The sequence below is a fragment of the Pseudoalteromonas sp. MQS005 genome (assembly GCF_001661605.1).
In the GTDB taxonomy this organism is placed as follows: domain Bacteria; phylum Pseudomonadota; class Gammaproteobacteria; order Enterobacterales; family Alteromonadaceae; genus Pseudoalteromonas; species Pseudoalteromonas tetraodonis.
In genome coordinates this window covers 15,517-37,957 of the sequence record NZ_LYRQ01000045.1, presented here as the reverse complement: position 1 = coordinate 37,957, position 22,441 = coordinate 15,517, and the positions used below count along the sequence as shown (strand labels likewise).

General features: G+C 40.2%; 19 protein-coding genes. 8 read left to right on the top strand and 11 right to left on the bottom strand.

Annotated features, from left to right (window positions below; all coding sequences use genetic code 11):
• Nucleotides 1–72 precede the first annotated feature (72 nt).
• Complete coding sequence (locus A9479_RS14765; RefSeq protein WP_013465904.1) at nt 73–2,088, top strand: methyl-accepting chemotaxis protein; 2,016 nt, start codon at nt 73–75, stop codon at nt 2,086–2,088.
• Between the two features lie 351 nt (nt 2,089–2,439).
• Here A9479_RS14765 and rpmG read toward each other — a convergent pair whose 3' ends face one another.
• The 3 genes from rpmG to radC all read right to left on the bottom strand — a co-directional run bounded on the left by rpmG (nt 2,440) and on the right by radC (nt 3,790).
• Complete coding sequence (gene rpmG, locus A9479_RS14760; protein WP_004587947.1) at nt 2,440–2,595, bottom strand: 50S ribosomal protein L33; 156 nt, start codon at nt 2,593–2,595, stop codon at nt 2,440–2,442.
• A gap of 11 nt (nt 2,596–2,606) precedes the next feature.
• On the bottom strand, nt 2,607–2,843 hold the full coding sequence (gene rpmB, locus A9479_RS14755; protein WP_008464111.1) for a 50S ribosomal protein L28: 237 nt from the start codon (nt 2,841–2,843) through the stop codon (nt 2,607–2,609).
• A 272-nt stretch (nt 2,844–3,115) separates the two neighbouring features.
• Nucleotides 3,116–3,790: a DNA repair protein RadC gene (gene radC / locus A9479_RS14750; RefSeq protein ID WP_013465906.1), complete on the bottom strand. Its 675-nt coding sequence runs from the start codon at nt 3,788–3,790 to the stop codon at nt 3,116–3,118.
• A 141-nt stretch (nt 3,791–3,931) separates the two neighbouring features.
• Here radC and coaBC point away from each other — a divergent pair, with 141 nt between their 5' ends.
• The 5 genes from coaBC (at nt 3,932) to A9479_RS14725 (ending at nt 11,523) form a co-directional block, all read left to right on the top strand.
• Nucleotides 3,932–5,125 (top strand): bifunctional phosphopantothenoylcysteine decarboxylase/phosphopantothenate--cysteine ligase CoaBC, encoded by a 1,194-nt coding sequence (gene coaBC, locus A9479_RS14745; RefSeq protein ID WP_064663832.1) that lies wholly within the window; start codon nt 3,932–3,934, stop codon nt 5,123–5,125.
• A 223-nt stretch (nt 5,126–5,348) separates the two neighbouring features.
• Nucleotides 5,349–5,936 carry a nucleoid occlusion factor SlmA gene (gene slmA / locus A9479_RS14740; RefSeq protein WP_008113236.1) on the top strand — a complete coding sequence of 196 codons (588 nt, stop codon included), beginning with the start codon at nt 5,349–5,351 and terminating at the stop codon, nt 5,934–5,936.
• Between the two features lie 379 nt (nt 5,937–6,315).
• Nucleotides 6,316–9,063, top strand: a complete 2,748-nt coding sequence (locus tag A9479_RS14735) for a prolyl oligopeptidase family serine peptidase (RefSeq protein ID WP_064663831.1) — start codon at nt 6,316–6,318, stop codon at nt 9,061–9,063.
• 284 nt (nt 9,064–9,347) lie between these two features.
• On the top strand, nt 9,348–10,436 hold the full coding sequence (locus A9479_RS14730) for a GGDEF domain-containing protein (RefSeq protein WP_024601749.1): 1,089 nt from the start codon (nt 9,348–9,350) through the stop codon (nt 10,434–10,436).
• A 208-nt stretch (nt 10,437–10,644) separates the two neighbouring features.
• Nucleotides 10,645–11,523, top strand: coding sequence for a Fic family protein (locus A9479_RS14725; protein ID WP_231893579.1), 879 nt, complete (start codon nt 10,645–10,647; stop codon nt 11,521–11,523).
• Nucleotides 11,524–11,625: 102 nt separating this feature from the next.
• On the opposite strand, the gene A9479_RS14720 is transcribed toward A9479_RS14725, so the two are convergent.
• Nucleotides 11,626–12,810, bottom strand: coding sequence for an NAD(P)/FAD-dependent oxidoreductase (locus tag A9479_RS14720; RefSeq protein ID WP_028835618.1), 1,185 nt, complete (start codon nt 12,808–12,810; stop codon nt 11,626–11,628).
• A 407-nt stretch (nt 12,811–13,217) separates the two neighbouring features.
• Between A9479_RS14720 and A9479_RS14710 the strand changes: the two genes are divergently transcribed.
• Nucleotides 13,218–15,347, top strand: coding sequence for a S8 family peptidase (locus A9479_RS14710; RefSeq protein WP_064663829.1), 2,130 nt, complete (start codon nt 13,218–13,220; stop codon nt 15,345–15,347).
• Nucleotides 15,348–15,420: 73 nt separating this feature from the next.
• Here A9479_RS14710 and A9479_RS14705 read toward each other — a convergent pair whose 3' ends face one another.
• From A9479_RS14705 to rplU, 7 genes are all read right to left on the bottom strand, one after another.
• Complete coding sequence (locus tag A9479_RS14705; RefSeq protein WP_036956677.1) at nt 15,421–15,894, bottom strand: peroxiredoxin; 474 nt, start codon at nt 15,892–15,894, stop codon at nt 15,421–15,423.
• Between the two features lie 74 nt (nt 15,895–15,968).
• On the bottom strand, nt 15,969–17,909 hold the full coding sequence (locus A9479_RS14700) for a methyl-accepting chemotaxis protein (protein WP_064663828.1): 1,941 nt from the start codon (nt 17,907–17,909) through the stop codon (nt 15,969–15,971).
• Nucleotides 17,910–18,090: 181 nt separating this feature from the next.
• Entirely contained in the window at nt 18,091–18,465 is a 375-nt protein-coding gene (locus A9479_RS14695) for a DUF3718 domain-containing protein (protein ID WP_013465918.1), read from the bottom strand.
• A gap of 82 nt (nt 18,466–18,547) precedes the next feature.
• Complete coding sequence (gene folA, locus A9479_RS14690; RefSeq protein ID WP_024601745.1) at nt 18,548–19,039, bottom strand: type 3 dihydrofolate reductase; 492 nt, start codon at nt 19,037–19,039, stop codon at nt 18,548–18,550.
• 71 nt (nt 19,040–19,110) lie between these two features.
• Entirely contained in the window at nt 19,111–20,262 is a 1,152-nt protein-coding gene (gene cgtA, locus A9479_RS14685; protein WP_013465920.1) for an Obg family GTPase CgtA, read from the bottom strand.
• A gap of 154 nt (nt 20,263–20,416) precedes the next feature.
• Nucleotides 20,417–20,674, bottom strand: a complete 258-nt coding sequence (rpmA, locus tag A9479_RS14680) for a 50S ribosomal protein L27 (RefSeq protein ID WP_008114963.1) — start codon at nt 20,672–20,674, stop codon at nt 20,417–20,419.
• Between the two features lie 16 nt (nt 20,675–20,690).
• Nucleotides 20,691–21,002, bottom strand: a complete 312-nt coding sequence (gene rplU, locus A9479_RS14675) for a 50S ribosomal protein L21 (RefSeq protein WP_004587921.1) — start codon at nt 21,000–21,002, stop codon at nt 20,691–20,693.
• Between the two features lie 423 nt (nt 21,003–21,425).
• Between rplU and ispB the strand changes: the two genes are divergently transcribed.
• Entirely contained in the window at nt 21,426–22,397 is a 972-nt protein-coding gene (ispB, locus tag A9479_RS14670) for an octaprenyl diphosphate synthase (RefSeq protein ID WP_064663827.1), read from the top strand.
• Nucleotides 22,398–22,441: the final 44 nt, after the last annotated feature.

The window sequence follows — 22,441 nt, the reverse complement described above, 5'->3', positions numbered from 1 at the left end:
TTTTTAATTACTTAACTTATTGTTGAAAGCGCCGATAAGTTTTAATAGACGTATTTTTGAATGGAAAACCATATGAATCTAACAGTGAGTCAACGTATTTGGGGTGGTTTTATATTTATCACTTTATTACTTTTAATTATTGGCGGTAACTCTTTAATAAAAATAGCAAATATAGATCGTTCAACTCAAAAAGTTAATCAGCTATCGCTTCCTGCATTAAACAAGAGCGCTCAGTTACAAGCTGAATTTATTTTGATGAGTAAAGCCGCTCAAGCTAGTTTCCATATAACATCGGCTCAAGAACTCGCCACGTTAAAAGCGCAAATAGAAGAGCAAAAACAAATATTTAATAAATTGCACCGCGAACTACAACAAGTTGTTAAAGACGATCCACAGTTAAACAAAAGCAGCCTTGAAGTTGAAAAAACCTACCAGAGCTTTTCAAATATCATAAACAGCCTGCTTAAAGATAAAAACACCCAGCTAGTGCTTAACAAAAAGCTCAAAGCGCAACTAGAAACCGTTGAGCTCGCGGCAGAAGATGCTAACTCTATGGTACTTGATATTATTGATATTGATGGTTTAGAGGATAATCATCCACGCGCTTATCAAGCAGCTAATAATCTAGAAAATAACTTTATGTCCGTGGTTACCAGCAGCACCGACATGCTAACCGTAAAAACGCTTAACACGCTCGATATTATCAAAAACGAGCAAGTGTATTACTTTGAAGAAGTCGTTCGTACCGTTTCATTAATAAAGCCGGCGATAGAGCAAAGTCACAGCAGCTTGTTTAATGACTTAAAGGGTTATGTAGATACCCTAGAGAGCAATATTTTAGGTAACGATAGCCTTTCAGCGAATAAAAAACGCCTTATTGACGCAATAAGCACAACCGAGCGTGAATTAGCAGAGTCTGAAAAAGCGACTAAAACAGCGCTCAGCCAAATTGACGAATTAGTATTACAAGCCAGTGGCGTTGCATTTACATTACAAGAAGGCGTACGTAGTGACGTAAACTCAGCTAATTTATGGACATGGATAGGTATGATCATTGCGACTATTATCGCTGTGCTTGTAGCCATCATTACGGTTAACCGTATTACTAAGCCATTAGCGGAAGTAAATCGTATTCTAGATATTGTTGCCAGTGGTGATATGACTCAACGGTTAGATGACAGCGCAAAAGATGAATTTGGTGAATTATCGAAAAGTTGTAATACCTTAATCGATAGTTTACGTAGCTTAATCACCGGTATTATTTCACGTTCAACACAACTTGCAGCCGCTTCTGAGCAAACCTCAACAATTACCGGTGAATCAAGCAAAGCAATCAGTAATCAGCAAGCGCAAGTAGAGCAAGCAGCAACCGCAACCACTGAAATGAGCAGCACATCACAAACAGTGAGTAATAGTGCGCAACAAGCACTGAGCGAAATTAAAAATGCCGATAAAGAAGCGGAGCGCGTTAAAGGTATTTCAAATCAAAATAAAGCAACCATTGAGCAACTCGCCTACGAGGTAGACGAAGCATCAAGTGTTATCAATAAACTACACAAAGATAGCGCATCAATTGGTAGTATTTTAGATGTTATTCGCGGTATTGCCGAGCAAACTAACTTACTCGCACTTAATGCAGCGATTGAAGCCGCTCGTGCCGGAGAGTACGGCAGAGGCTTTGCTGTGGTAGCTGATGAAGTAAGGTCACTTGCAAGTAAAACACAAGAGTCGACCCAAGAAATTCAATCTATGATTGAGTCACTACAGTCGGGCGCTGAAGAAGCGGTTAAAGCTATGGAAAAAGGTAAAGAACGCGCGGTTTCGTGTGTTGAGCAAAGTGACTTAGCCAACAGTGCACTGGATTCAATTACTCTTGCAGTATCACAAGCCCATAATGTCAGTGAAGAGATATCAACAGCAGCACAAGAGCAACAACAAGTATCACAAGAGATCAGTGAGCGCTTAGAGTCTATTGTTGCTATTGCCGAGCAAACAGCAGAAGGCGCTGTACAAACGAATATTTCAAGTTCAGAAGTGGCTAAATTAGCCGAAGAACTAAGAATATCAGTAGAGAACTTTAAAGTATAAATATCGCGCTGTAAGTAGCCTTAGAGCTACTTACAGCTCATACCTAAGTCAGCGTAAAGCCTCCTTCTTCCTCTTCAGGCATACTTAAACAGCTCATAACCGCACTCTAAATCCACAACACCAAACGACTTAGCTCGTAAAATTATTTAATGCTCATACTCTTTATGTTTTTTAGTTATAAACAACTGATGCCATTATCTACGGAATAATTCGTGCTTAACAAAAGCCAATTAGCGATTTAATTCAATGGGTATCATTACGGTGATATGGTTTCGGTGGATGATAGAGCAGATTTTAAAAACAAAAAACCCAGCATAAGCTGGGTTTTTACATTTCTGAAAGAAAACTAAATTACTTGATTTTAGCTTCTTTGAAAATCACATGTTTACGAGCCTTAGGATCGAATTTTTTGATTTCCATTTTTTCAGGCATGTTACGCTTGTTCTTGTCGGTAGTGTAGAAAAAACCAGTACCAGCAGTTGAAACTAAACGGATCTTATCGCGCATAATTCAGTTCCTTAAACTTTTTCGCCACGAGCACGGATTTCAGTAAGAACCGTGTCAATGCCTTTTTTATCGATAATACGCATACCTTTAGTAGTAGTGCGTAATGTTACAAAACGTTTTTCACTTTCAACCCAAAAACGGTGTGTTTGTAGGTTAGGTAGGAAACGACGTTTAGTCGCGTTTCTCGCGTGTGAACGGTGGTTACCAACCGCTGGACGCTTACCTGTAACTTGACATACTTTAGACATGTCTATATATCTCCAATAACTTCGCTCGAGCTTAATTTTCCCTAAGGCCATGTATTTGTGCCCTAGAGATAAATCGAAGGGCGCTCTTTATACAGCTTTTACAGGCAAAGATCAAATACTGATCTTATCCAACCAGCTCATGTGTAAATTTGATAGCGGCTAATTATAAAGATCGAATGCCCTTAGGGAAAGTAAAAACTGCATTTAAATTAAACTAATTTGCCAAAACGCACTAAACCGCTCATTTTTAGCACATATCTGAAGCGATAAACTCAAATCAGTCCCCGTTCGGCAAACGAAACACTGCTTTCACCACCAATAATAATATGATCCAACACATTTATGTCGACTAATTGCAGTGCTTGGCACAACTTATTGGTAATGAGCTTATCGGCCTGACTCGGTTCTGCAATACCACTGGGGTGATTATGTGAAAAAATAACCGCCGCCGCATTATTTTTCAGTGCCGCCTTTACCACTTCACGCGGATATACACTGGCCGCATTAATTGTGCCGTAAAATAATATTTCATCTTTTAATAAACGATTTTGACTATCAAGATACAACACCATAAATACCTCTTGCTGCAATCCACGCATTTGCAGCGTTAAATAGTCATAAACGGCTTGTGGAGAGTTAAAAACGGCGTCGCGCACAAAGCCCTCTTGCATGTAACGCTGGCTTAGCTCAAGTACTGCTTGTAGCTGAACATATTTAGCCATTCCCAAGCCTTTTTGCGCACAAAATTCATCCATACTGGCATTAAACAAATTATGCAGAGTTTTATTTTCGTTGATCAGATGCTGCGCCAACTCTATGGCATTCATGCCGGGTAAGCCCGTGCGCAAAAATATAGCTAATAGTTCAGCATCAGAGAGTGCCTTTGCGCCCTTTTCTAGCAGTTTTTCTCGCGGGCGGAGCGAATTAGGCAGTGACGTTAATTGCATGATTCATCCTTGAAAGATTACTGTACTGTATAACTGTAATGCAAAATCAAAAATTAGCGCGATAAAACGCATTTTATCTTAGCTGTCACGCTCAAGATTTGTTATTTTAGCCACCATATTTTATAAAATTGATGAACAACCATGATTAATTTAACAAATAAAAAAATAGTGCTGGGTATTAGCGGTGGAATTGCAGCGTATAAATGTGCTGAACTCGTAAGACGCTTAAAAGACCATGGTTGTGACGTTAAAGTAGTAATGACCGAATCAGCAAAACATTTTATCACCCCGCTAACCATGCAAGCTGTGAGTGGTGAAATGGTGTCTGACTCATTACTAGACCCTTCAGCCGAAGCCGCTATGGGGCACATTGAATTTGCAAAATGGGCTGATTTAATTTTAGTTGCCCCTGCCACCAGCAATATTATTGCGAAAATGGCCGCAGGGATTGCTGACGACTTGCTCACGACTTTATTACTGGCGACCCCCGCAAAAGTTGCCATCGCACCAGCTATGAATCAGCAAATGTATGCTCACCTTGCAACGCAAACTAATTTAGCCACGTTAAAAGCACGTGGCGTTGCTGTTTGGGGACCAGGTAAGGGTGAGCAAGCTTGTGGTGATGTCGGTGCTGGGCGAATGCTTGAACCGCATGAATTAGTGAGTTTATGCACTGAACCTGCGCAACCACAACTCTTAGCAGGTAAAACAATTACAATTACTGCAGGTCCAACTCGTGAACCTCTCGATCCTGTTCGTTTTATATCAAACCACAGCTCTGGAAAAATGGGCTATGCACTGGCGCAAGCTGCGTTATCATTTGGCGCACACGTAAACTTAATTTCAGGCCCGGTAACTATTTCAGCACCGCAAGGCGTTAATTTAATTAATATAGAAAGTGCTGAACAGTTACTGCATGAGTCACTCAAATATGCGCCTCACTCAGATGCCTTTATTGGGTGCGCTGCAGTGGCCGATTATCGTGCAGCAAGTATCGCCACGCAAAAAATGAAAAAACAAGGCGATGAACTCACTCTTAGCTTAGTTAAAAACCCAGATGTAATCGCCGCGGTTGCAAACCTCACACAAAATCGCCCTTACACCGTCGGCTTCGCCGCAGAAACGCAGAACGTTGCTAATTACGCAAAGGGGAAACTAACCAATAAAAACCTCGATATGATTTGTGCCAACGATGTATCGCAAAGTGACTTGGGCTTCAATTCAGAGCGTAACGCACTCACTCTTTACTGGCAAAATGAACAACTCGATTTACCTGAAACCAGTAAAATAGAAATAGCGGTTAAAGTGATCGAGCAGCTCGCCAAACGATTATAAAAAGGCTGGAAACAAACTGAATAAAACATTAACATGATGACGCCTTGTGACCTTTTAGTGTAATTTTACTGCGCTAAAATAGCTTAACGCTTGCGCATTACTAATGTATCGCCGTAATACGTGCAAAAACACCCCATTGAGTATTGCGCGCTGTAACACTTGGCACAAAGCTGTGTTATCGCACATTTATGTTGAAAAAAATAACTATTAAAAAGGAATGTTCATGCCTGCGACAAAAAAAAGTAATCGCAAAGAGCAAATACTGCAAGCACTCGCACAAATGTTAGAAACCAGCCCAGGCCAGCGTATTACAACAGCCAAACTTGCCGCAGAAGTTGGCGTATCTGAAGCCGCTCTTTACCGCCACTTTCCTAGTAAAGCGCGCATGTTTGAAGGGTTAATTGAATTTATTGAAGACACGCTGCTATCACGTATTAATCTTATTTTAGATAACGAGAAAGAAAGCAAAGCGCGTGTATACAACACCCTATTACTGCTGCTAACGTTTGCTGAAAAAAACCCAGGCATAACCCGTATATTAACAGGCGATGCTCTACAGGGTGAACAAGAGCGACTTCGTGAGCGTGTACAAGGCTTGTTTGAAAAGCTAGAAACCCAATTCAAACAGATTCTTAGAGAGCGTAAATTACGTGAAGGTAAAAACTTTCAAAGTGATGAACTGACGCTAGCTAACTTTTTGCTTGCCTACGTTGAGGGTAAAATGAACCAATTTGTGCGCAGTAATTTTAGTGCACGACCTAGCGAGCAATTTGAAAAACAATGGCCAGAATTACAAAAAATTTGGTTATAAGGTTTTAGTTAATTTTGCTAGCAAGGTTATTAAATTAAACTATTTAGCCATTTCTTATAATCTATTCCACATAAACTCTGTGTTCTTTTTATAAATTAGACTTAAAAATAAATTTGAACACAGAGCTGAAAGTAAAAAAATTGAAAACCACAATTAAACTTCCGCTTCCCTAACTTTTTACGGATACTTAGCACCTCGCATCCCGTAGCCCGAAAGTTTTACCTTTTACCTTTTACCTTTTACCTTTTACCTTTTACCTTTTACCTTTTACCTTTTATTTTTAACCTCTCATCTCTGCCCTGCTACCACTTATCGTATCTACTCGAATTGTTATTAAAACTCGTTACAATAAAATAATGTTAAAAAACGAGAATCTATAATGAAAACACAACTCACTCTTATAGGCTGTGCACTTATTACCAGCTTAACGAGCGCCAGTGCTTTAGCAAATAAGCCACTAGAATTTAAAGATGTATTTGATTTTAAATCTGCAAAAGGCACACAGCTCTCTGAAAATGGTCAAATCCTCTCTTTAAGTGCAACCCCTTATCGCGGTAATGCCACAGGGCAAGTCTACTCGCTAAATAATAACAAGCTTATTGCTGAAGTAGAGCGAGGCACTCGCCCTACAATTAACAAAATAGCGAACTGGGTTGCATTCACTCAAGTGCCTACCCTACTTGAAAAAGAAACCACTAAGAAAAAAAGTGATCTAAAAAACAATCTAGTATTAGTCAACACCCAAACCGGTGAGCAGCAAAGCTTTAATAATGTAAAAGATTACGTGCTAGCTAATAACGGCCAGTGGCTGGCCTATCGCAAAAATGAAAACGCTGAAGAAGACGATAAAAAGCTCGACAGCGACAGCGCTATCACTGCCGACAAAAAAGATAAAAGCTATCCGCTGGTTATCATCAACTTAAGTGATAAGCGCACTCATACTCTTGAAAGTGCCTTTACCTATGGCATTAGTGCCACCAGCGATCAGCTATTGGTGAGTCAAAGCTATGTGGATGGCGGCAATAATCAAATTACCTTATTTTCACTCGATAATTTTACCAGCACCGTATTAATTGATGAGCCTGGTGTGGTTGCTAGCAAAATAGCGTGGCACCCAATCGAAAAAACCGTTGCGTTTACCTTAGGCAACTATGTAAACGATGATAAGCGTCGTCGTCAGTACGAATTAACGCTGTGGCAAAACGACACGCTAACCACTGTGCAATCACCTAACCCAGAATGGTTAATGGGCAAAACCGCGACATTAACTTGGGCCGAAGATGGTACACGTTTATACTTTGAAAACCGCCCAAAACTCGCTGCAAAAGTTAAACAAAAAGAATACACAGATGAGTCATCACTGTATGACTTTGAGGTAATTCGCGACCATAAAGGGCTAAATGTATGGCACAACAATGATGCACAAATAAAACCGCGCGAAGAACAGCAATGGAATGAAAATAATAAAAATCGTCATTACACTGCGGTATACCATGTAAACTCACAGCAAGTCGTTCAGTTAAGCACCCCAAATATGCCTGAGCTGGCGCTTAATACTGAGCGTGCCAATTCATTGTTAGGCTACTCAAATTTAGCGCATCTTGAAAAAGTAATGTACGGCGGTTTTTTTGCTGACTACTTTGCTGTTGATATAAACACGGGTAAACAAACTCCTATCATTAAAGACTATCCATTTAGGCCGAGCCTTGCGCCTAATGGGCAGTTTGCTGCTTACTTTGATAATAACCAAGTACAGCTTAAAAACTTAGGTAATAACAAAGTGAGCGTACTCAGCAAGGCGATTAACGCCACGTTTGCCGATGACAAACACGACTATCCATCCAAGCAGCCTGGTTATGGTTTTGCAGGCTGGCTTAACGATAGCAGCGAAATACTGGTTTACAGCAAATACGATATTTGGTCATTTAACGTCAATACCAAGCAAGCTAAACGCTTAACTAATGGTAAAAAAAGTAACACGCAATACAGAGTGATCAAACTTGATAAAAACCAAGTAGCCTTTAACAACAATGATACGCTCCTGCTTTCTGCAATTAATTTACAAAGCAAGCAAAGTGAAGTGGCAAAACTTAATTTAGCAACTCTTGAAGTCACTGAATTACTTACAGGTAATAAGCGCTTTGATGTAATTAAAAAGGCCAAACATGCCGATAAATACTTATTTACTGAGCAAACCTATCAGCAATTTCCAGACATTTATCAAACAGACTCTAACTTTAAACAACCACAACGCGTAACTAACCTTAACCCTCAGATAAGCAACTTTGCTTGGGGACAAGCACCTGAACTCATTAGCTATAAAGGCTTTGATGGTGAAGATTTAAAAGGGGTATTAATCAAGCCTGCCGGCTACAAAAAAGGCGATAAAGTGCCTGTTGTGGTGTACTTTTACCGCTACATGAGCCAGCGCATGTATGACTTTCCAAAAATGGAATTAAATCATCGCCCTAATTTCCCGATGTTTACATCAAATGGCTACGCCATTTTTTTACCTGACATTCGCTTTGAAATAGGTCACCCTGGTAAATCCTCAACTCAAACCATGATCAACGCCACCCAAAAGCTGATTGATTTAGGCATTGCCGACCCAGATAAAATAGGTTTACAAGGCCACTCTTGGGCGGGTTATCAAAGTGCATTTATGATCACCCAAACTGATATGTTTAAAGCAGTGGTATCGGGCGCGCCAGTGTCTAACATGACCAGTGCTTACAGTGGCATTCGCTTAAAATCTGGACTTGCACGCCAATTTCAATACGAAACAGGGCAAAGCCGTATTGGTAAAAATTTATTTGAAGCACCTGAGCTTTATATTGAAAACTCACCGGTATTTTTTGCCGATAAAGTAAACACGCCTATTTTGATTATGTTTGGCGACAAAGATGATGCGGTGCCATGGCATGAAGGCGTGCAATATTACTTAGCGCTTCGCCGCGCAGGTAAAGATGCAACCTTTTTACAATACGAAGGTGAACCACACCACTTGAAAAAGTTTCCTAATCAGGTCGATTTTTCAGTGCGTATGATGCAGTACTTTGATCATTATCTTAAAGGCAAACCGGCCGCTAAGTGGATGAAAGAAGGTGAAGCGTTTATCGAAGAGTAACCACTAGAAGTTAAAAACCCCCGATAGCACTGCGTGATATCGGGGTTTTTAACTATGTAACTATCACCACTTTAAAGAGAGTGTCCAAAGTAATAATGTGCCCGCCATATCTCTAGCTGAAGATCTACTCGCTATCACTGCAATGCAGAACTGTATTTTGCATACAAAAATAGCGCAAGCTAGATAACCCTTTCTTTTTGTAGTTATTTACTCGGTACTTTTATATGAGCGGGTTATGAGTAATAATCAGTCAATAAAAAGACACAGTCTAAGAGAAGTAGAGCATGCTAGATTTTTGGTACAAAGGACTACCACAGTATCCAAAAGATCATAAAGACTTTTGGCGCACACGCTTAATTGCTCATTCATTATTAACGGCAACCTGCTACTTTTTAGTTTTAACCCTACTCAACCTGTTCTACTTTCACAGTTACGATATTGCCGCCATTGATGCATTAGGCTTAGTTATATCATTAGCTATTTATGGCTGGTTTAGTAAAACTGCAAATGTAAGTGCTGCGGCATGGGCGGTTACATTTATGGTTGTTAGTTTAATAATGACATTTGTTATCTCTGTCGGTGGCCTTGCTCACTCTTTATTTTGGGCAACACTTATTCCCCCTTTTGCGTTTTTTTTAGTGGGTAGAAATTGGGGAAGCATTTTTAGCGCCATTGCTTTTTGTATTTGTGCTTACCTAACTTATAAGCAACAACAGCTAACCGTCACTATCGGGCTGGGCTCTTTATTTAATATCATTGAGGTCAGCATTGCCCATATCTTAATTTTCAGATTTTATGAAAAAACACGTTTTTCTGCATATGCGCATTTAACAACCCGTAATATAGAGATTCAACATCTCGCTGAAACAGATAAACTCACAGGGCTTTATAATAGGCAAAAATTTGACTATGCATTGTCGCAAGTCATTACCAGCAGCAAAGAAACAAAAACCACAAACTGCTTATTCATTTGTGACATTGATCACTTTAAGAAAATAAACGACGCCTATGGTCATTTAGTCGGTGATAAAGTGTTAGCTGAGTTTGCTAAACTAATTAAAAGTAGCATGCCCAATCATTCATTAATTGCGCGTTGGGGGGGAGAAGAGTTTACTATTATTTTGCCAAACACCTCACTGACCAATGCATTAGCACAAGCAAACGCGTTAAAAGACTATATTTCGACACACCCTGTTGCCAACATTCAGCTAACCATAAGCATAGGGGTAGCTACCATCAGTTCTGATGATTCAGTTATTAGCGTGTTAGAACGTGCCGATAGCGCACTATACGAAGCTAAAAATAATGGTCGTAATTCAGTTTATTTTAGCGACAATAAACTAACGATAGTCGCTTCAGCTAGCCTCTTATAACTAAGTAAGATAGCCAATTAATGTATCGACACACACCAAACTAATTATAAAGAACCAATAACAGCACAAAAAACCAGACTAAAAACCCATTAAAACTGACTTTTAAACTCAGTTCGCGTATTCTTAACCCCCTGATTTGAATAACCCCTATACCAAAATGAGCAACGCCACTCCCCCCTTCTCTATTTCAGCTAGCATGACTCACAGTATGGTAAATATTAGTGAAGTTTTAGGTAAAATCAGTGCCTTATATTCGCCAGCAATGCTTGAGCACTATAAGCAACAAAAAACCGCCTCCCTGCAAATCAATAACCTTGATATTCAATCAATATCATCTGACCTATCAACCCCAGATAGCTTATTAGCCTTGCATCGAAGCTTAATCAAAGATCTGAGTGAAAAATCGGGCAGTTATAGGCAGCAAAGTTTAGCGTTAAAAAGTGGTTTGCAAATGGCTCCACAAGCAATGCGAGTACCACAAATGGTAGAGGAGTTATTTGCTTGGTTTAAAACAACCGCGCAACATCCTTTAATCAGTAGTGCAGTATGCCATTATGAATTACAGTTTATTCAACCTTTTGCACAGGGTAATACTGAAATAGCGTGTACGTGGCAAACCCTGCAATTATCGCAGTGGCATTCGCTATTTTCACTAATAAATATTAACAATGTTATAGCGATAACTCGCCGACATTATTTTGAAAGCATTAATCTTAGTACCAAGTCCGGTGACTCATCCGTGTTTATTGAGTATATATTGGAAGCATTATTAGCGGCACTAAAGTCATTAGAAAGTGATTTAAAATCAATAACAAAAACCAAAAACCCCCAACAAACCCCTCAAGTTAAAGAGACTATAAATTTAGACTTACAAGCCCCCCAAGTCATCGCTTTAATAAATATATTTATCCAAAGCGAAAAGCCACTAAACCGACAAGAGCTACAAAATTTACTTGGATTAAAAGACCGTAAACATTTTAGAGAGCGTTACTTAAAGCCAGCCATTGAGGCTGGAATTATAGAAATGACTATTCCCGAAAAACCAAATAGCAAAATGCAGCAGTATAAACTTACCCAGACGAGTTAAAAACTTAAGTTATAAACAGAGTAGGAATAAACGCCACCTCAAAGATGAAGTGGCGTGTTAATACGCTGTTTGCAGCGAAATTTTATAATTGATTAAAAACGACTACGCGTACTGCCCGGCGGCAAATCCACAGCTCCACGCGTATTGGAAATTATAGCCTCCTAGCCAACCCGTTACATCGGTTACTTCGCCAATAAAGTATAAGCCTTTGGCTTTTTTAGCCTCAAATGTCTTTGAGCTCAACTCGTCGGTATCTACGCCGCCTAAAGTAACCTCTGCGGTTCTGTAACCCTCGGTACCATTTGGTTTAATTTGCCACGCATGAATATAATCAGCAAGCGCGTCTATTTGGCCATGCGTTAGTTGATTAATATTACAATCGGGAATGGCGTTACTGTCGTGGAGTATTTCTACAAAGCGTTTAGGTAGGATAGTCGCGAGGCTATTTTTCAACGATTTTTGCGCTTGTGTTTCTCGCCAATCAGCTAGCTGTTGCTTTAAATCTAGTTCAGGCAGTAAATTGATCGTTACCGCCTGACCTGCTCGCCAAAACGAGCTTATTTGCAATATAGCAGGCCCAGATAGCCCACGATGAGTAAATAAAATATTCTCTTTAAATACGGTGCCATCTTCGCTTGCAACTTCACAAGGAATACTAATACCCGAAAGCCCTTCAAAACGGTCTTTATCGTGCTGATGTAAGGTAAAGGGAACTAGAGCAGCCATAGTCGGCAATATCTTTAAGCCAAATTGCTCTGCAATTTTATAGCCGATTGGCGTAGCACCCAGTTTAGGCATGGTTAACCCACCCGATGCAACCACAAGCGACTCACAAGTAAGTGTTTCTTGTTCAGTGGTCACACTATAGCCGGTAGCTGTTTTAGCGACATTTAACACTTCGCTGCGCAGTTTAATAGTAACGCCCGCCCACTCACACTCGGTTAGTAAAATATCAACAATGTCTTGTGCGCTATTGTCACAAAATAATTGCCCGAGTGTCTTATGGTGATATGCCAAACCATGTCGGTCTACAAGCTCTACAAAGTCGTGCTGCGTATAACGACTTAAGCACGATTTTACAAAATGGGGGTTAGCGCATAAATAGTTGCTGGGGCTTGCATTTTCATTGGTAAAATTACAACGCCCACCGCCACTAATTAAAATTTTACGTCCTGGCTTTTTACCCATATCAAGTACTGTGACGCTTCGACCGCGATACCCTGCTTGTGCAGCACACATTAAACCAGCGGCTCCGGCACCAATCACTATCACATCAACGTGAGTCATTTAGTTATCTCTTAAAAACTTTTGTGAATTATAACAAAGTTTCAATAATAACCAGATAGCCAGAGCGTGTTTATCTTGAGCGTAAACAGGGCGCGGTAGCTTTGCTCGATTTGTTACTTAGCCTACAAGGCTTGTTTTAACCCGCAAAGGTCAACACCCCTTTTGTATTGTTTTTAATTTATCAATAAAAGTTAATTAATGATAAAAAACACCAAAAAAATCTAATACATTAGGATCGTTAATATCAATAAAACAAATACAAAACAACTGAAAGCGCACTAAATACGCGGTTATAACTAAATGAAATAGATACATACGTATTTAATATTTCAAAATAGTTAACAGATAATTTACCTTTGTACCCGCTTTGTGGATTTTCACAAATAATAATAAAACTAAGGGTAATTATGACTTCTAATAATTCATTCAAAAAATGCGCTGTTGCGCTAACAATAAGTACACTCTTTGCTGCCAGCTCAAGCATGGCAAACCCAGCGCAAGCAATCGCACCTTCAATGGCAGAAACCTCAGCTAAGTTACAAAATCAAGGTGGTTTTGAGACTCAATTCATCATTAAATATAAGAATAACAACGATATGATGAGTACCTCAACCGCTGATGTATCACCAGCAATGATGAATAAAAAAGCGCAAAGCTTTGTAAAAAACTTCACCTCAAAAAAAGGCAAAGTTAAAGCCAAGTATGTCCGCGCAATGGCACTCAATAACCATCACGTAATGCGTGCCGATAAAAAACTCAACGCCGAAGAAGCTCAGCAGTTCATGCAAGAAATGGTTAATTCGGGTAATGTTGAATATATTGAAGTCGATCAAATGCTAAAACCATTTGCAACTCCTAATGACCCGCGTTTTGATGATCAATGGCATTACTATGAGCAAGCCGGTGGACTTAACTTACCAACAGCTTGGGATACGGCAACAGGCAGTGGTGTGGTTGTCGCTGTGCTTGATACGGGCTACCGCCCTCACGCTGATTTAAACGCTAATATTTTACCAGGCTACGATATGATCTCTAATCTATCAGTCGCCAATGATGGCAATGGCCGTGACAACGATGCTCGCGATCCAGGGGATGCGGTTGCAGCTGGTGAATGTGGTAATAACGGTGCACAAGGCTCTAGTTGGCATGGTACTCACGTTGCAGGCACTGTCGCTGCAGTAACGAATAACGGTGAAGGCGTTGCTGGTGTTGCTTATGACGCCAAAGTAGTACCAGTGCGTGTATTGGGTAAATGTGGCGGTTTAACCTCAGATATTGCTGACGGTATCATTTGGGCCTCAGGTGGTAATGTATCGGGTACATCAGCAAATGCTAATCCTGCTGATGTAATTAACATGAGTTTAGGTGGTGCGGGTGCATGTAGTTCAACCACGCAAAATGCCATTAATACCGCTCGTAACAACGGCACAGTTGTTGTTATTGCTGCAGGTAACGATAACGATAATTCTGCAAACTACAACCCAGGTAACTGTAATGGTGTTGTTAATGTTGCATCAGTTGGCCGTAATGGTGGCCGCGCTTATTACTCAAATTACGGAAGTAATATTGATGTGGCAGCACCGGGTGGCGCGCAAAGCTTTGCCAATGATTCTGAAGGTGTTTTATCAACTTACAATTCAGGTTCAACAACACCATCAAGCGACAGTTATGGCTTTTCGCAAGGCACCTCAATGGCGGCTCCTCATGTTGCGGGGGTTGCTGCACTGATCAAACAAGCAAAACCAAACGCGACTCCTGATGAAATAGAAAGTATTTTAAAAACAACCACTCGTCCATTCTCTGCCACGTGTACCAGCTGTGGTACAGGTATTGTTGATGCGGCCGCTGCGGTTGCTGCAGCATCTGGTGGTACACCACCAACAACGGGTGATAACGAACTTGTTGATGGAGAAGTCAAAACCGGTTTAAGCGGTGCGGCAAGTGCACAAGACTTTTACACTATGACAGTACCAAGTGGTGCAACCAATGTTACTTTCACTATGAGTGGTGGCACAGGGGATGCTGACTTGTATGTACGTGCAGGCAGTAAACCAACCTCAACCACTTATGATTGTCGTCCATATAAAGGTGGAAACAGTGAAGAATGTTCTATTGATAATCCAACAGCCGGTACTTACCATGTGATGCTGCGTGGTTATTCAGCCTACAGTGGCGTGAGTTTAGTCGGTAACATTACGGGTGGTTCAACAGGTGGTGGTTCAGGTACACCTCAAGCAGGTGGTGGTACAGTGTCTGATATCACAGCAAACGCAGGTCAGTGGAAACATTATACGCTAGATGTACCGGCGGGCATGGCAAACTTTATTGTTACAACGTCTGGCGGCACTGGTGATGCAGACTTATTTGTAAAATTTGGTAGCCAGCCAACAAGCTCAAGCTATGATTGTCGTCCATATAAAAATGGGAACGCCGAAACCTGTACTTTTAGCAATCCTCAAGCGGGAACATGGCACTTAAGTGTTAATGCGTATCAAACATTTTCTGGTTTAACGCTAAGCGGTCAATACCAGCCGTAAAACATCCTCTCCTTAGATAAAAAAAGCCGATATACTGTATCGGCTTTTTATTCTCTGATTAAATTAGTCAGTGTTAAAGCGTTGCTAAAACAGCTTCAGCACTGCTTATTACAAATTCTTTGTCTTGTTCTACAAATAGACCAGTAACAACACCATTATCAACAACCATCGCGTATCGTTTTGAGCGTATTCCACCAAAGCCTGCAGTATCTTTTTCAAGCCCCAAAGCACGGGTAAAACTAGCATCGCCGTCTGCAAGCATGTCTATATGCTCTGCATTTTGTGACTCACCCCACGCTTTCATAACAAATGCATCGTTTACCGATACACAATAAATAGCGTCAATTCCCTTGGCCTTAATTTTATCAGCCAAGCTAATATATCCAGGTAAATGAGCATTCGAACACGTTGGTGTAAAAGCGCCTGGCACTGCAAATAACACGACTTTTTTATCTGCAAATAATTCATTGCTTGTCAGTGTTTGCATACCGTCATCGGTTAGCTTAGATAGACTAACTGCGGGTATTGTTTGACCTTGTTCAATCATGTTAAATCCTTTGGGTAATTACGTAGACTTTTAGCATACAGGTTAATATTTACGGTTTCGAGTTTATACCGAGATTAAACTGCATCACTGTCTAAACCCAATCCCTTTTTAATTGTTGCCATTTGCAGCTCTAGCTGCGAGCGAATATCAGACACCAACTCACTCGACTCATTTACTTGGCTTTTCATATTATGCATTGACTGAGTAAAGTCACTAAGGAAATTGCTTTGCTGTTTTGCAAGCTCCATTGCTTCAACTGCAACTGTGTTTGCCTGCTGAGCATTATTTGCGACCCCTTCAGAGTTTCCTTGAAGCTCTTGGGCATTTTCGGTTTGTAATTGGGCATCCTCAGTTAACGCATTAATTTGTGAATAGACCATTTGAGAGTTCTCACTTAATAACGCGAGCTGATCGTTAATCTCTTTTAACGAACCTTGGGTTTGCATGGCTAATTGCCTTACTTCATCAGCAACCACCGCAAAACCTCGACCTTGCTCACCGGCCCTTGCTGATTCTATTGCAGCGTTCAGTGCTAATAAATTGGTTTGTTCAGCTATGGTGCGAATAACCGTTATTATATTACTCACTCCTTGTACGCCGCTCAGTAACTCTTGCACACTGTGCATACCTTGTTCAATACGTTGCTGTGTATCAGAACTCGCATTAAGCATATTTTTAGCAAAACCAACACTTTGCTGCATTGCCTCATAAGTACTTTGAGCATTTTCAGCAGCTTGAGCGTTAATATGATTAACCTGCTCACCTATATGTTGAATATTTACTAGTAAACTTTCATTTTTAACAACTTGTTCGTAGCTAGTCGCGCTTTTTGACCCTATTTTTTCTAAATGCTCACTCATTTGCTCCATGAAGTCACTAACGACACCAAGCATACTCGCTCTTTCTTGCGCCTCCAGACGCTGGCGCTCAATTAACAGGTTAAAATACTGCGCTATTTCACCAACCTCTGTTTTAGGATTATTCACTGTAATATTTTTTAACTCATTACTTTCGATTAAAAATGCAAACCCATCTCGTAGTTGCCGCAAAGGCTGTAAAACCTGTTTACGTTGCACCCAATAAACACCAAAAGCTAATATTACTAAACCACCTATTGCAATTCCAAACACCCAAAATACTTGTTGTTTAACGGTATCTTGCTGCGCTTTTAATGTTTGCTCTGCCTCAATCACTGTTTTTGATAACACGCTAATTTGTTCACGTAACTCATTCGTTCCAGAATTACGCTGCTTTGCTTGCGATAAAGTACTGCTTAAATCACGTAAATAGCGCTTAGGCCAACTAACCAACTCCGCTTTTATATCAGCAGCCAAATCCTCTGGCTCCTCATCTACAAATAAAGCAAATTCATCAACCTCAGTCATCACTCCTAAATTAGGCAACTGTGCAATTTTTGCAGCGAGTAAGTTTAAATTTTTTACGCTTTGTTGCAGGCTTTTTTCAATTTCAGGCTGGTAATCATTTAGCAGTTGATAGGTCGATAAAGATAAATTAACCACTTCACTATAATAATCACTCGCCAACTTATTGTAGCTTAGAGCATGACTACTTTGAGTTGATGCTTTTTGTACATAATTTATAAGCGATGACGCTGAGCCTGCCATTTGTCTCAGAGCATTGTCTAAAAGCGCAGTTTCGTTACCTGAGAGCTTTCCTAGTTCTCTGTATTTACCGTTAATGTCTTTATTTAGTGAAAATAGCTGTGTTGAAAGGCGCACTTCTAACTCAGAGGGAAGTACAGTTAGCTGCTGCGCTTTAAGTTGCTCAATTAAAGCTGAAGATTGCGTCAGGTATTGGCTATTGCCTCGTGCCAAGTAGTCTTCTAAAAGGCCAGCAAGATCGACCATTATGGTATTTTTTAATTGGCTATAAGCAATATCTTGTTGTTGAATTTTTAGTAATGTATGACTTGCCCATAACAAGGTAGCAGCGAGCAACACACTGGCTAACGTTAATAAAATAGCTAAAAGACGGGTAAAAAATGATACACGCATAAACATATCTCAAAAGTGACATTCATACAGAGTATTGAATTTTTATGACATTTTTATGTAAAAGACTTAATTAGGGTAATAGTCAGGTATTGAGAGATAGATAAAGACTCAATGGAAGGATGTTTTAGGTAACTAATAAAAAACCGCGTATAAACGCGGTTTTTTTAAATTAAGCTTTTAATTAAAGGCCTGCGCGGTCTTTAATAATAGGGATTAAAGCTGAACCAGCATGATTTGCCTCAGCCCAAGCGATATCTGCGCCATCTTCAAGTGAGCTTTTTGATAAGTTTTTAACAATGTACTCACCCGTATCAACCGCATTACTTGCAACAGCGTGACGTAATAAGTTGTTACCATTACAGAAAACTGCATCATAGATATTACGTACTTTCACACGTGAACTTTTTAGTTTGCTACGCAGACGATTTTTATCATCAGCGGCAATGTATTCACAGACTGAAACAGCTAACTGATCATCAGCGCTTACAGGCGCAGTATAAGCGAACGAACCCGCTGCAATAGCAGCAATTACAACTAGCTTTGGTAATTTAATCATTGATTGGACACCCTATATTAATACTTTTTTCGTACTCGACTGTTTAATATTGTACCAACACGCTCAGATTTTCGCAATAATGTTAAGAAACTTTATTCAAAGTTACGAACTTATAACTATATTTATTTTTATCATCGGGCGTCATCAACATTTCATCTTCAATTTGCCAGTTTGCAACACTTTTATAATCAGGAAATTGTGTATCCCCTTCAACATCTAAGTCTATAAAGGTTAAATACAAGCGCTGCGCCTGCGCTAAAAACTGCTGGTATATGTTTCCGCCACCAATTATCATCACCTCTGCAACATCATTAACAAGCTCAAGTGCAGCTTCTGGTGTGGTTACTGTTTCAATTCCTGATGCGTGATAGTCTTTATTACGAGTAATAATAATATTACGTCGCCCAGGTAACGGTCGGCCTATTGATTCAAATGTTTTGCGCCCCATAATAACGGGTTTACCAGAGGTTACTTTTTTAAAGTGCTGAAGGTCACCAGGTAAATGCCATGGCATTTTATTATCTAAGCCAATGACACGGTTATTTGCCATTGCTGCAATCATTGAAATTATCACACTAAATACCCAATACTTTATTATTAATCAAAGAAAAAGGAGCGTTAGCTCCTTTTAAATATAAACAATTATTAACGCTCGTAGACAACTTCTACGTCGTAATCATCTTCATCCCAATCATCCCAGTCATCATCATCGCCTTTAGTGGCTTTTTGATGGTAGGTATCCCATTTAAATTCAACCTCTTCGTCTGCCACTTCTACAAACTTCTCTTTAGGCATGTTATCAAGTAGCGTCATGATGTCGTGAATTAATGGCTGCGTATTTAATTTATTAATTGCAGCAATACTGTAAATATTTTCAGACTCACCCAACTCTTCTGCAATTTGCTCACATAAGGCTTTGGCTTCATCTTCAGGCAATAAATCAATTTTATTAAATACTAACCAGCGTGGCTTTTCAGCGAGCTTAGGGCTGTACTGGTGTAGCTCGTTAATGATTGCAAATGCATTATCAACAGGATTAGAGCCATCAACTGGCATTACATCTATAATATGTAAAAGCACACGACAACGCTCTAAATGCTTTAAGAAGCGAATACCTAATCCCGCACCCTCTGACGCGCCTTCAATCAAACCTGGAATATCAGCGATGACAAATGATTTGTTTGCTTCAGGACGAACAACCCCTAAGTTAGGAATCAGCGTAGTAAATGGATAATCAGCTACTTTAGGTTTTGCAGCTGACACACTGCGGATAAAGGTTGATTTACCTGCATTTGGTAAGCCTAGTAAGCCGACATCAGCCAGTAGCATTAGCTCTAACTTAAGGTTACGTACTTCACCCGGTGTGCCAAGTGTTTTTTGACGTGGAGCACGATTAGTACTTGATTTAAAACGCGCATTCCCCAAGCCATGGAAACCGCCTTTTGCAACCACAATTCGTTGACCATCTTGGGTTAAATCCCCTAATGATTCTTGTGTATCAACATCAATAATACGTGTACCAACAGGCACTTTAACGATCAGGTCTTCACCTTTCTTACCCGTACAATTACGGCTTTGACCGTTTGTACCGCGTTCTGCTCTGTGAAAACGCTCAAATTGATAGTCAATAAGGGTATTTAAGTTTTCATCAGCTTGTAGATAAACACTACCACCGTCTCCACCGTCACCGCCATCAGGTCCACCATCTGGAACATATTTCTCACGACGAAAAGACACGATGCCGCTGCCACCGTCACCAGCTTCTGCGCGAATTTCTACTTCATCTACAAACTTCATGATTACTCACTTTAGGGATTGGCTTGTTAATAACTCTATTATATACCTAAGTGGCCTATAGAGCACACTGAGCATAAAAACACTTGGGTATATATTTAAACATGCTTAAAACAAAAAACCCCGCAAAGGCGGGGTTTTTTAACTACCTTACTGATTACTCAGCTACGATAGTTACGTATTTACGGTTTAAAGGACCTTTTTGTTCAAACTGAACTTTACCATCTGCTTTTGCGAAGATAGTGTGGTCTTTACCGATACCTACGTTTGCGCCTGGGTGGAAACGAGTTCCACGCTGACGAACAATGATGCTACCCGCTAGAACTGATTCGCCACCAAAACGCTTAACACCTAGGCGTTTGCTTTCTGAATCGCGACCGTTACGAGTACTACCAGCTGCTTTTTTATGTGCCATTTCTAAGTACCTCTAATTAAGCGCTAATGCCAGTGATTTTAACTTCTGTGAACCATTGACGATGGCCCATTTGCTTACGAGAATGCTTACGGCGTCTAAATTTAACAACCTTAATCTTCTCACCGCGACCGTGTGAAACAACCTCAGCTGTTACTTTACCACCGTTTACGAACGGTACACCAATCTCGATCTTCTCACCATCAGCAACTAAAAGTACTGAATCAAATTCAACTGCTGCACCAGTTTCAACGTCTAATTTCTCAAGACGAATTGTTTGACCTTCAGTCACACGGTGCTGTTTACCACCACTTTGGAAAACCGCGTACATAATTAACTCCGTCTGTGCGCCCTCAAATCGACGCAACTAAAATATTCTTCAATAGGGCGCGAAGTTTACGCTAATGCGTAAAAACTAGCAAGCCTCTTTTTGTAATTAAATGAATAAAAAGTAGCTGCATTGAGAGCAATTCAATATTTCCCCTATTTTATATTAAAATCCCCCTTTGCCAAGCGCTTTTTAACGGTTACAGAAAATAAATTAGCAATAGCAAAGCGAGCCTATGTAGTTCAATTAACCGCCAGGGGTGATTCAAAATTAAACCAGGATGTTTAATCAATTATTCACAAGGTTAATAGGTCATTTAACCTACTTAAGGGTGTTTTTTTAAGGAATCATCACAAAATATCGAGCTAATGCATTTTTTGTTGTACAATCTGCGCCGTTCACACATTAAAATTGGCTCGGAGATCAATGGATATAAAAGCTATCCAGGCGTTAATCGAAAGCGATATGAATGACGTCAATCAACTAATACATGCGCAAATGCGCTCAGATGTGGCGTTAGTTAATCAACTTGGTTTGTATATTGTTAACAGCGGTGGCAAACGTGTTCGCCCTATGTTGGCTATTTTGGCGGCTAAAGCGCTAGGTTACCAAGGCAAAGATCACATTACGCTAGCAACTATCATTGAATTTATTCATACCGCAACGCTTTTACATGATGATGTTGTAGATGAATCTAATTTGCGCCGTGGCACACCTACAGCAAATGCTGAGTTTGGTAATGCTGCTAGCGTACTGGTGGGTGATTTTATTTACACCCGCTCGTTTCAGCTAATGGTGGGTCTTGGTAAAATGCAAATAATGCAAGTACTGGCTGATGCAACCAACATTATTGCTGAAGGTGAAGTGCTGCAATTAATGAACTGCAACGACCCTGATACCACTGAAGCCAGTTATATGCAGGTTATTTATTCTAAAACCGCCAAGCTATTTGAAGCAGCGACGGGTCTTGCGGCCATTATTACTGAGCAAGACGATAGTGTACTAGAGGCACTTAATTTGTATGGCATGCATTTAGGTACTGCTTTTCAGTTAGTGGATGATGTTTTAGATTACAACGCTGATGCCGACCAACTTGGTAAAAACATTGGCGACGATTTAGCTGAAGGTAAGCCGACGTTACCTCTTATATATGCAATGCAACACGGTAGTGAGCATCAAACACAGTTAATAAGAGACGCTATTGAGCACTGTAATGGTATGGAGCACCTTGACGAGATACTGGCTGCACTTAAACATACCAATGCCCTTGAGTTCACAATGGAAAAAGCCGAGCAAGAAGCTAATAAAGCAATTGCCTGTTTAGATTGCTTAGCTGAGTCGAGTTACAAGCAAGCACTAATTAGCTTAGCTAGAATAGCGGTTGACCGCGACCACTAAGTAATACTGTGTAGATAATTCCGAGCAATAAAAAAGCCTGCAAA

Bases quoted from the DNA above. Each gene is read 5' to 3' on its own strand.
- A9479_RS14765 (WP_013465904.1), top strand. From the start codon at position 73: ATGAATCTAACAGTGAGTCAACGTATTTGGGGTGGTTTTATATTTATC.
- rpmG (WP_004587947.1), bottom strand. From the start codon at position 2,595: ATGCGCGATAAGATCCGTTTAGTTTCAACTGCTGGTACTGGTTTTTTC.
- rpmB (WP_008464111.1), bottom strand. From the start codon at position 2,843: ATGTCTAAAGTATGTCAAGTTACAGGTAAGCGTCCAGCGGTTGGTAAC.
- radC (WP_013465906.1), bottom strand. From the start codon at position 3,790: ATGCAATTAACGTCACTGCCTAATTCGCTCCGCCCGCGAGAAAAACTG.
- coaBC (WP_064663832.1), top strand. From the start codon at position 3,932: ATGATTAATTTAACAAATAAAAAAATAGTGCTGGGTATTAGCGGTGGA.
- slmA (WP_008113236.1), top strand. From the start codon at position 5,349: ATGCCTGCGACAAAAAAAAGTAATCGCAAAGAGCAAATACTGCAAGCA.
- A9479_RS14735 (WP_064663831.1), top strand. From the start codon at position 6,316: ATGAAAACACAACTCACTCTTATAGGCTGTGCACTTATTACCAGCTTA.
- A9479_RS14730 (WP_024601749.1), top strand. From the start codon at position 9,348: ATGCTAGATTTTTGGTACAAAGGACTACCACAGTATCCAAAAGATCAT.
- A9479_RS14725 (WP_231893579.1), top strand. From the start codon at position 10,645: ATGGTAAATATTAGTGAAGTTTTAGGTAAAATCAGTGCCTTATATTCG.
- A9479_RS14720 (WP_028835618.1), bottom strand. From the start codon at position 12,810: ATGACTCACGTTGATGTGATAGTGATTGGTGCCGGAGCCGCTGGTTTA.
- A9479_RS14710 (WP_064663829.1), top strand. From the start codon at position 13,218: ATGACTTCTAATAATTCATTCAAAAAATGCGCTGTTGCGCTAACAATA.
- A9479_RS14705 (WP_036956677.1), bottom strand. From the start codon at position 15,894: ATGATTGAACAAGGTCAAACAATACCCGCAGTTAGTCTATCTAAGCTA.
- A9479_RS14700 (WP_064663828.1), bottom strand. From the start codon at position 17,909: ATGCGTGTATCATTTTTTACCCGTCTTTTAGCTATTTTATTAACGTTA.
- A9479_RS14695 (WP_013465918.1), bottom strand. From the start codon at position 18,465: ATGATTAAATTACCAAAGCTAGTTGTAATTGCTGCTATTGCAGCGGGT.
- cgtA (WP_013465920.1), bottom strand. From the start codon at position 20,262: ATGAAGTTTGTAGATGAAGTAGAAATTCGCGCAGAAGCTGGTGACGGT.
- rpmA (WP_008114963.1), bottom strand. From the start codon at position 20,674: ATGGCACATAAAAAAGCAGCTGGTAGTACTCGTAACGGTCGCGATTCA.
- rplU (WP_004587921.1), bottom strand. From the start codon at position 21,002: ATGTACGCGGTTTTCCAAAGTGGTGGTAAACAGCACCGTGTGACTGAA.
- ispB (WP_064663827.1), top strand. From the start codon at position 21,426: ATGGATATAAAAGCTATCCAGGCGTTAATCGAAAGCGATATGAATGAC.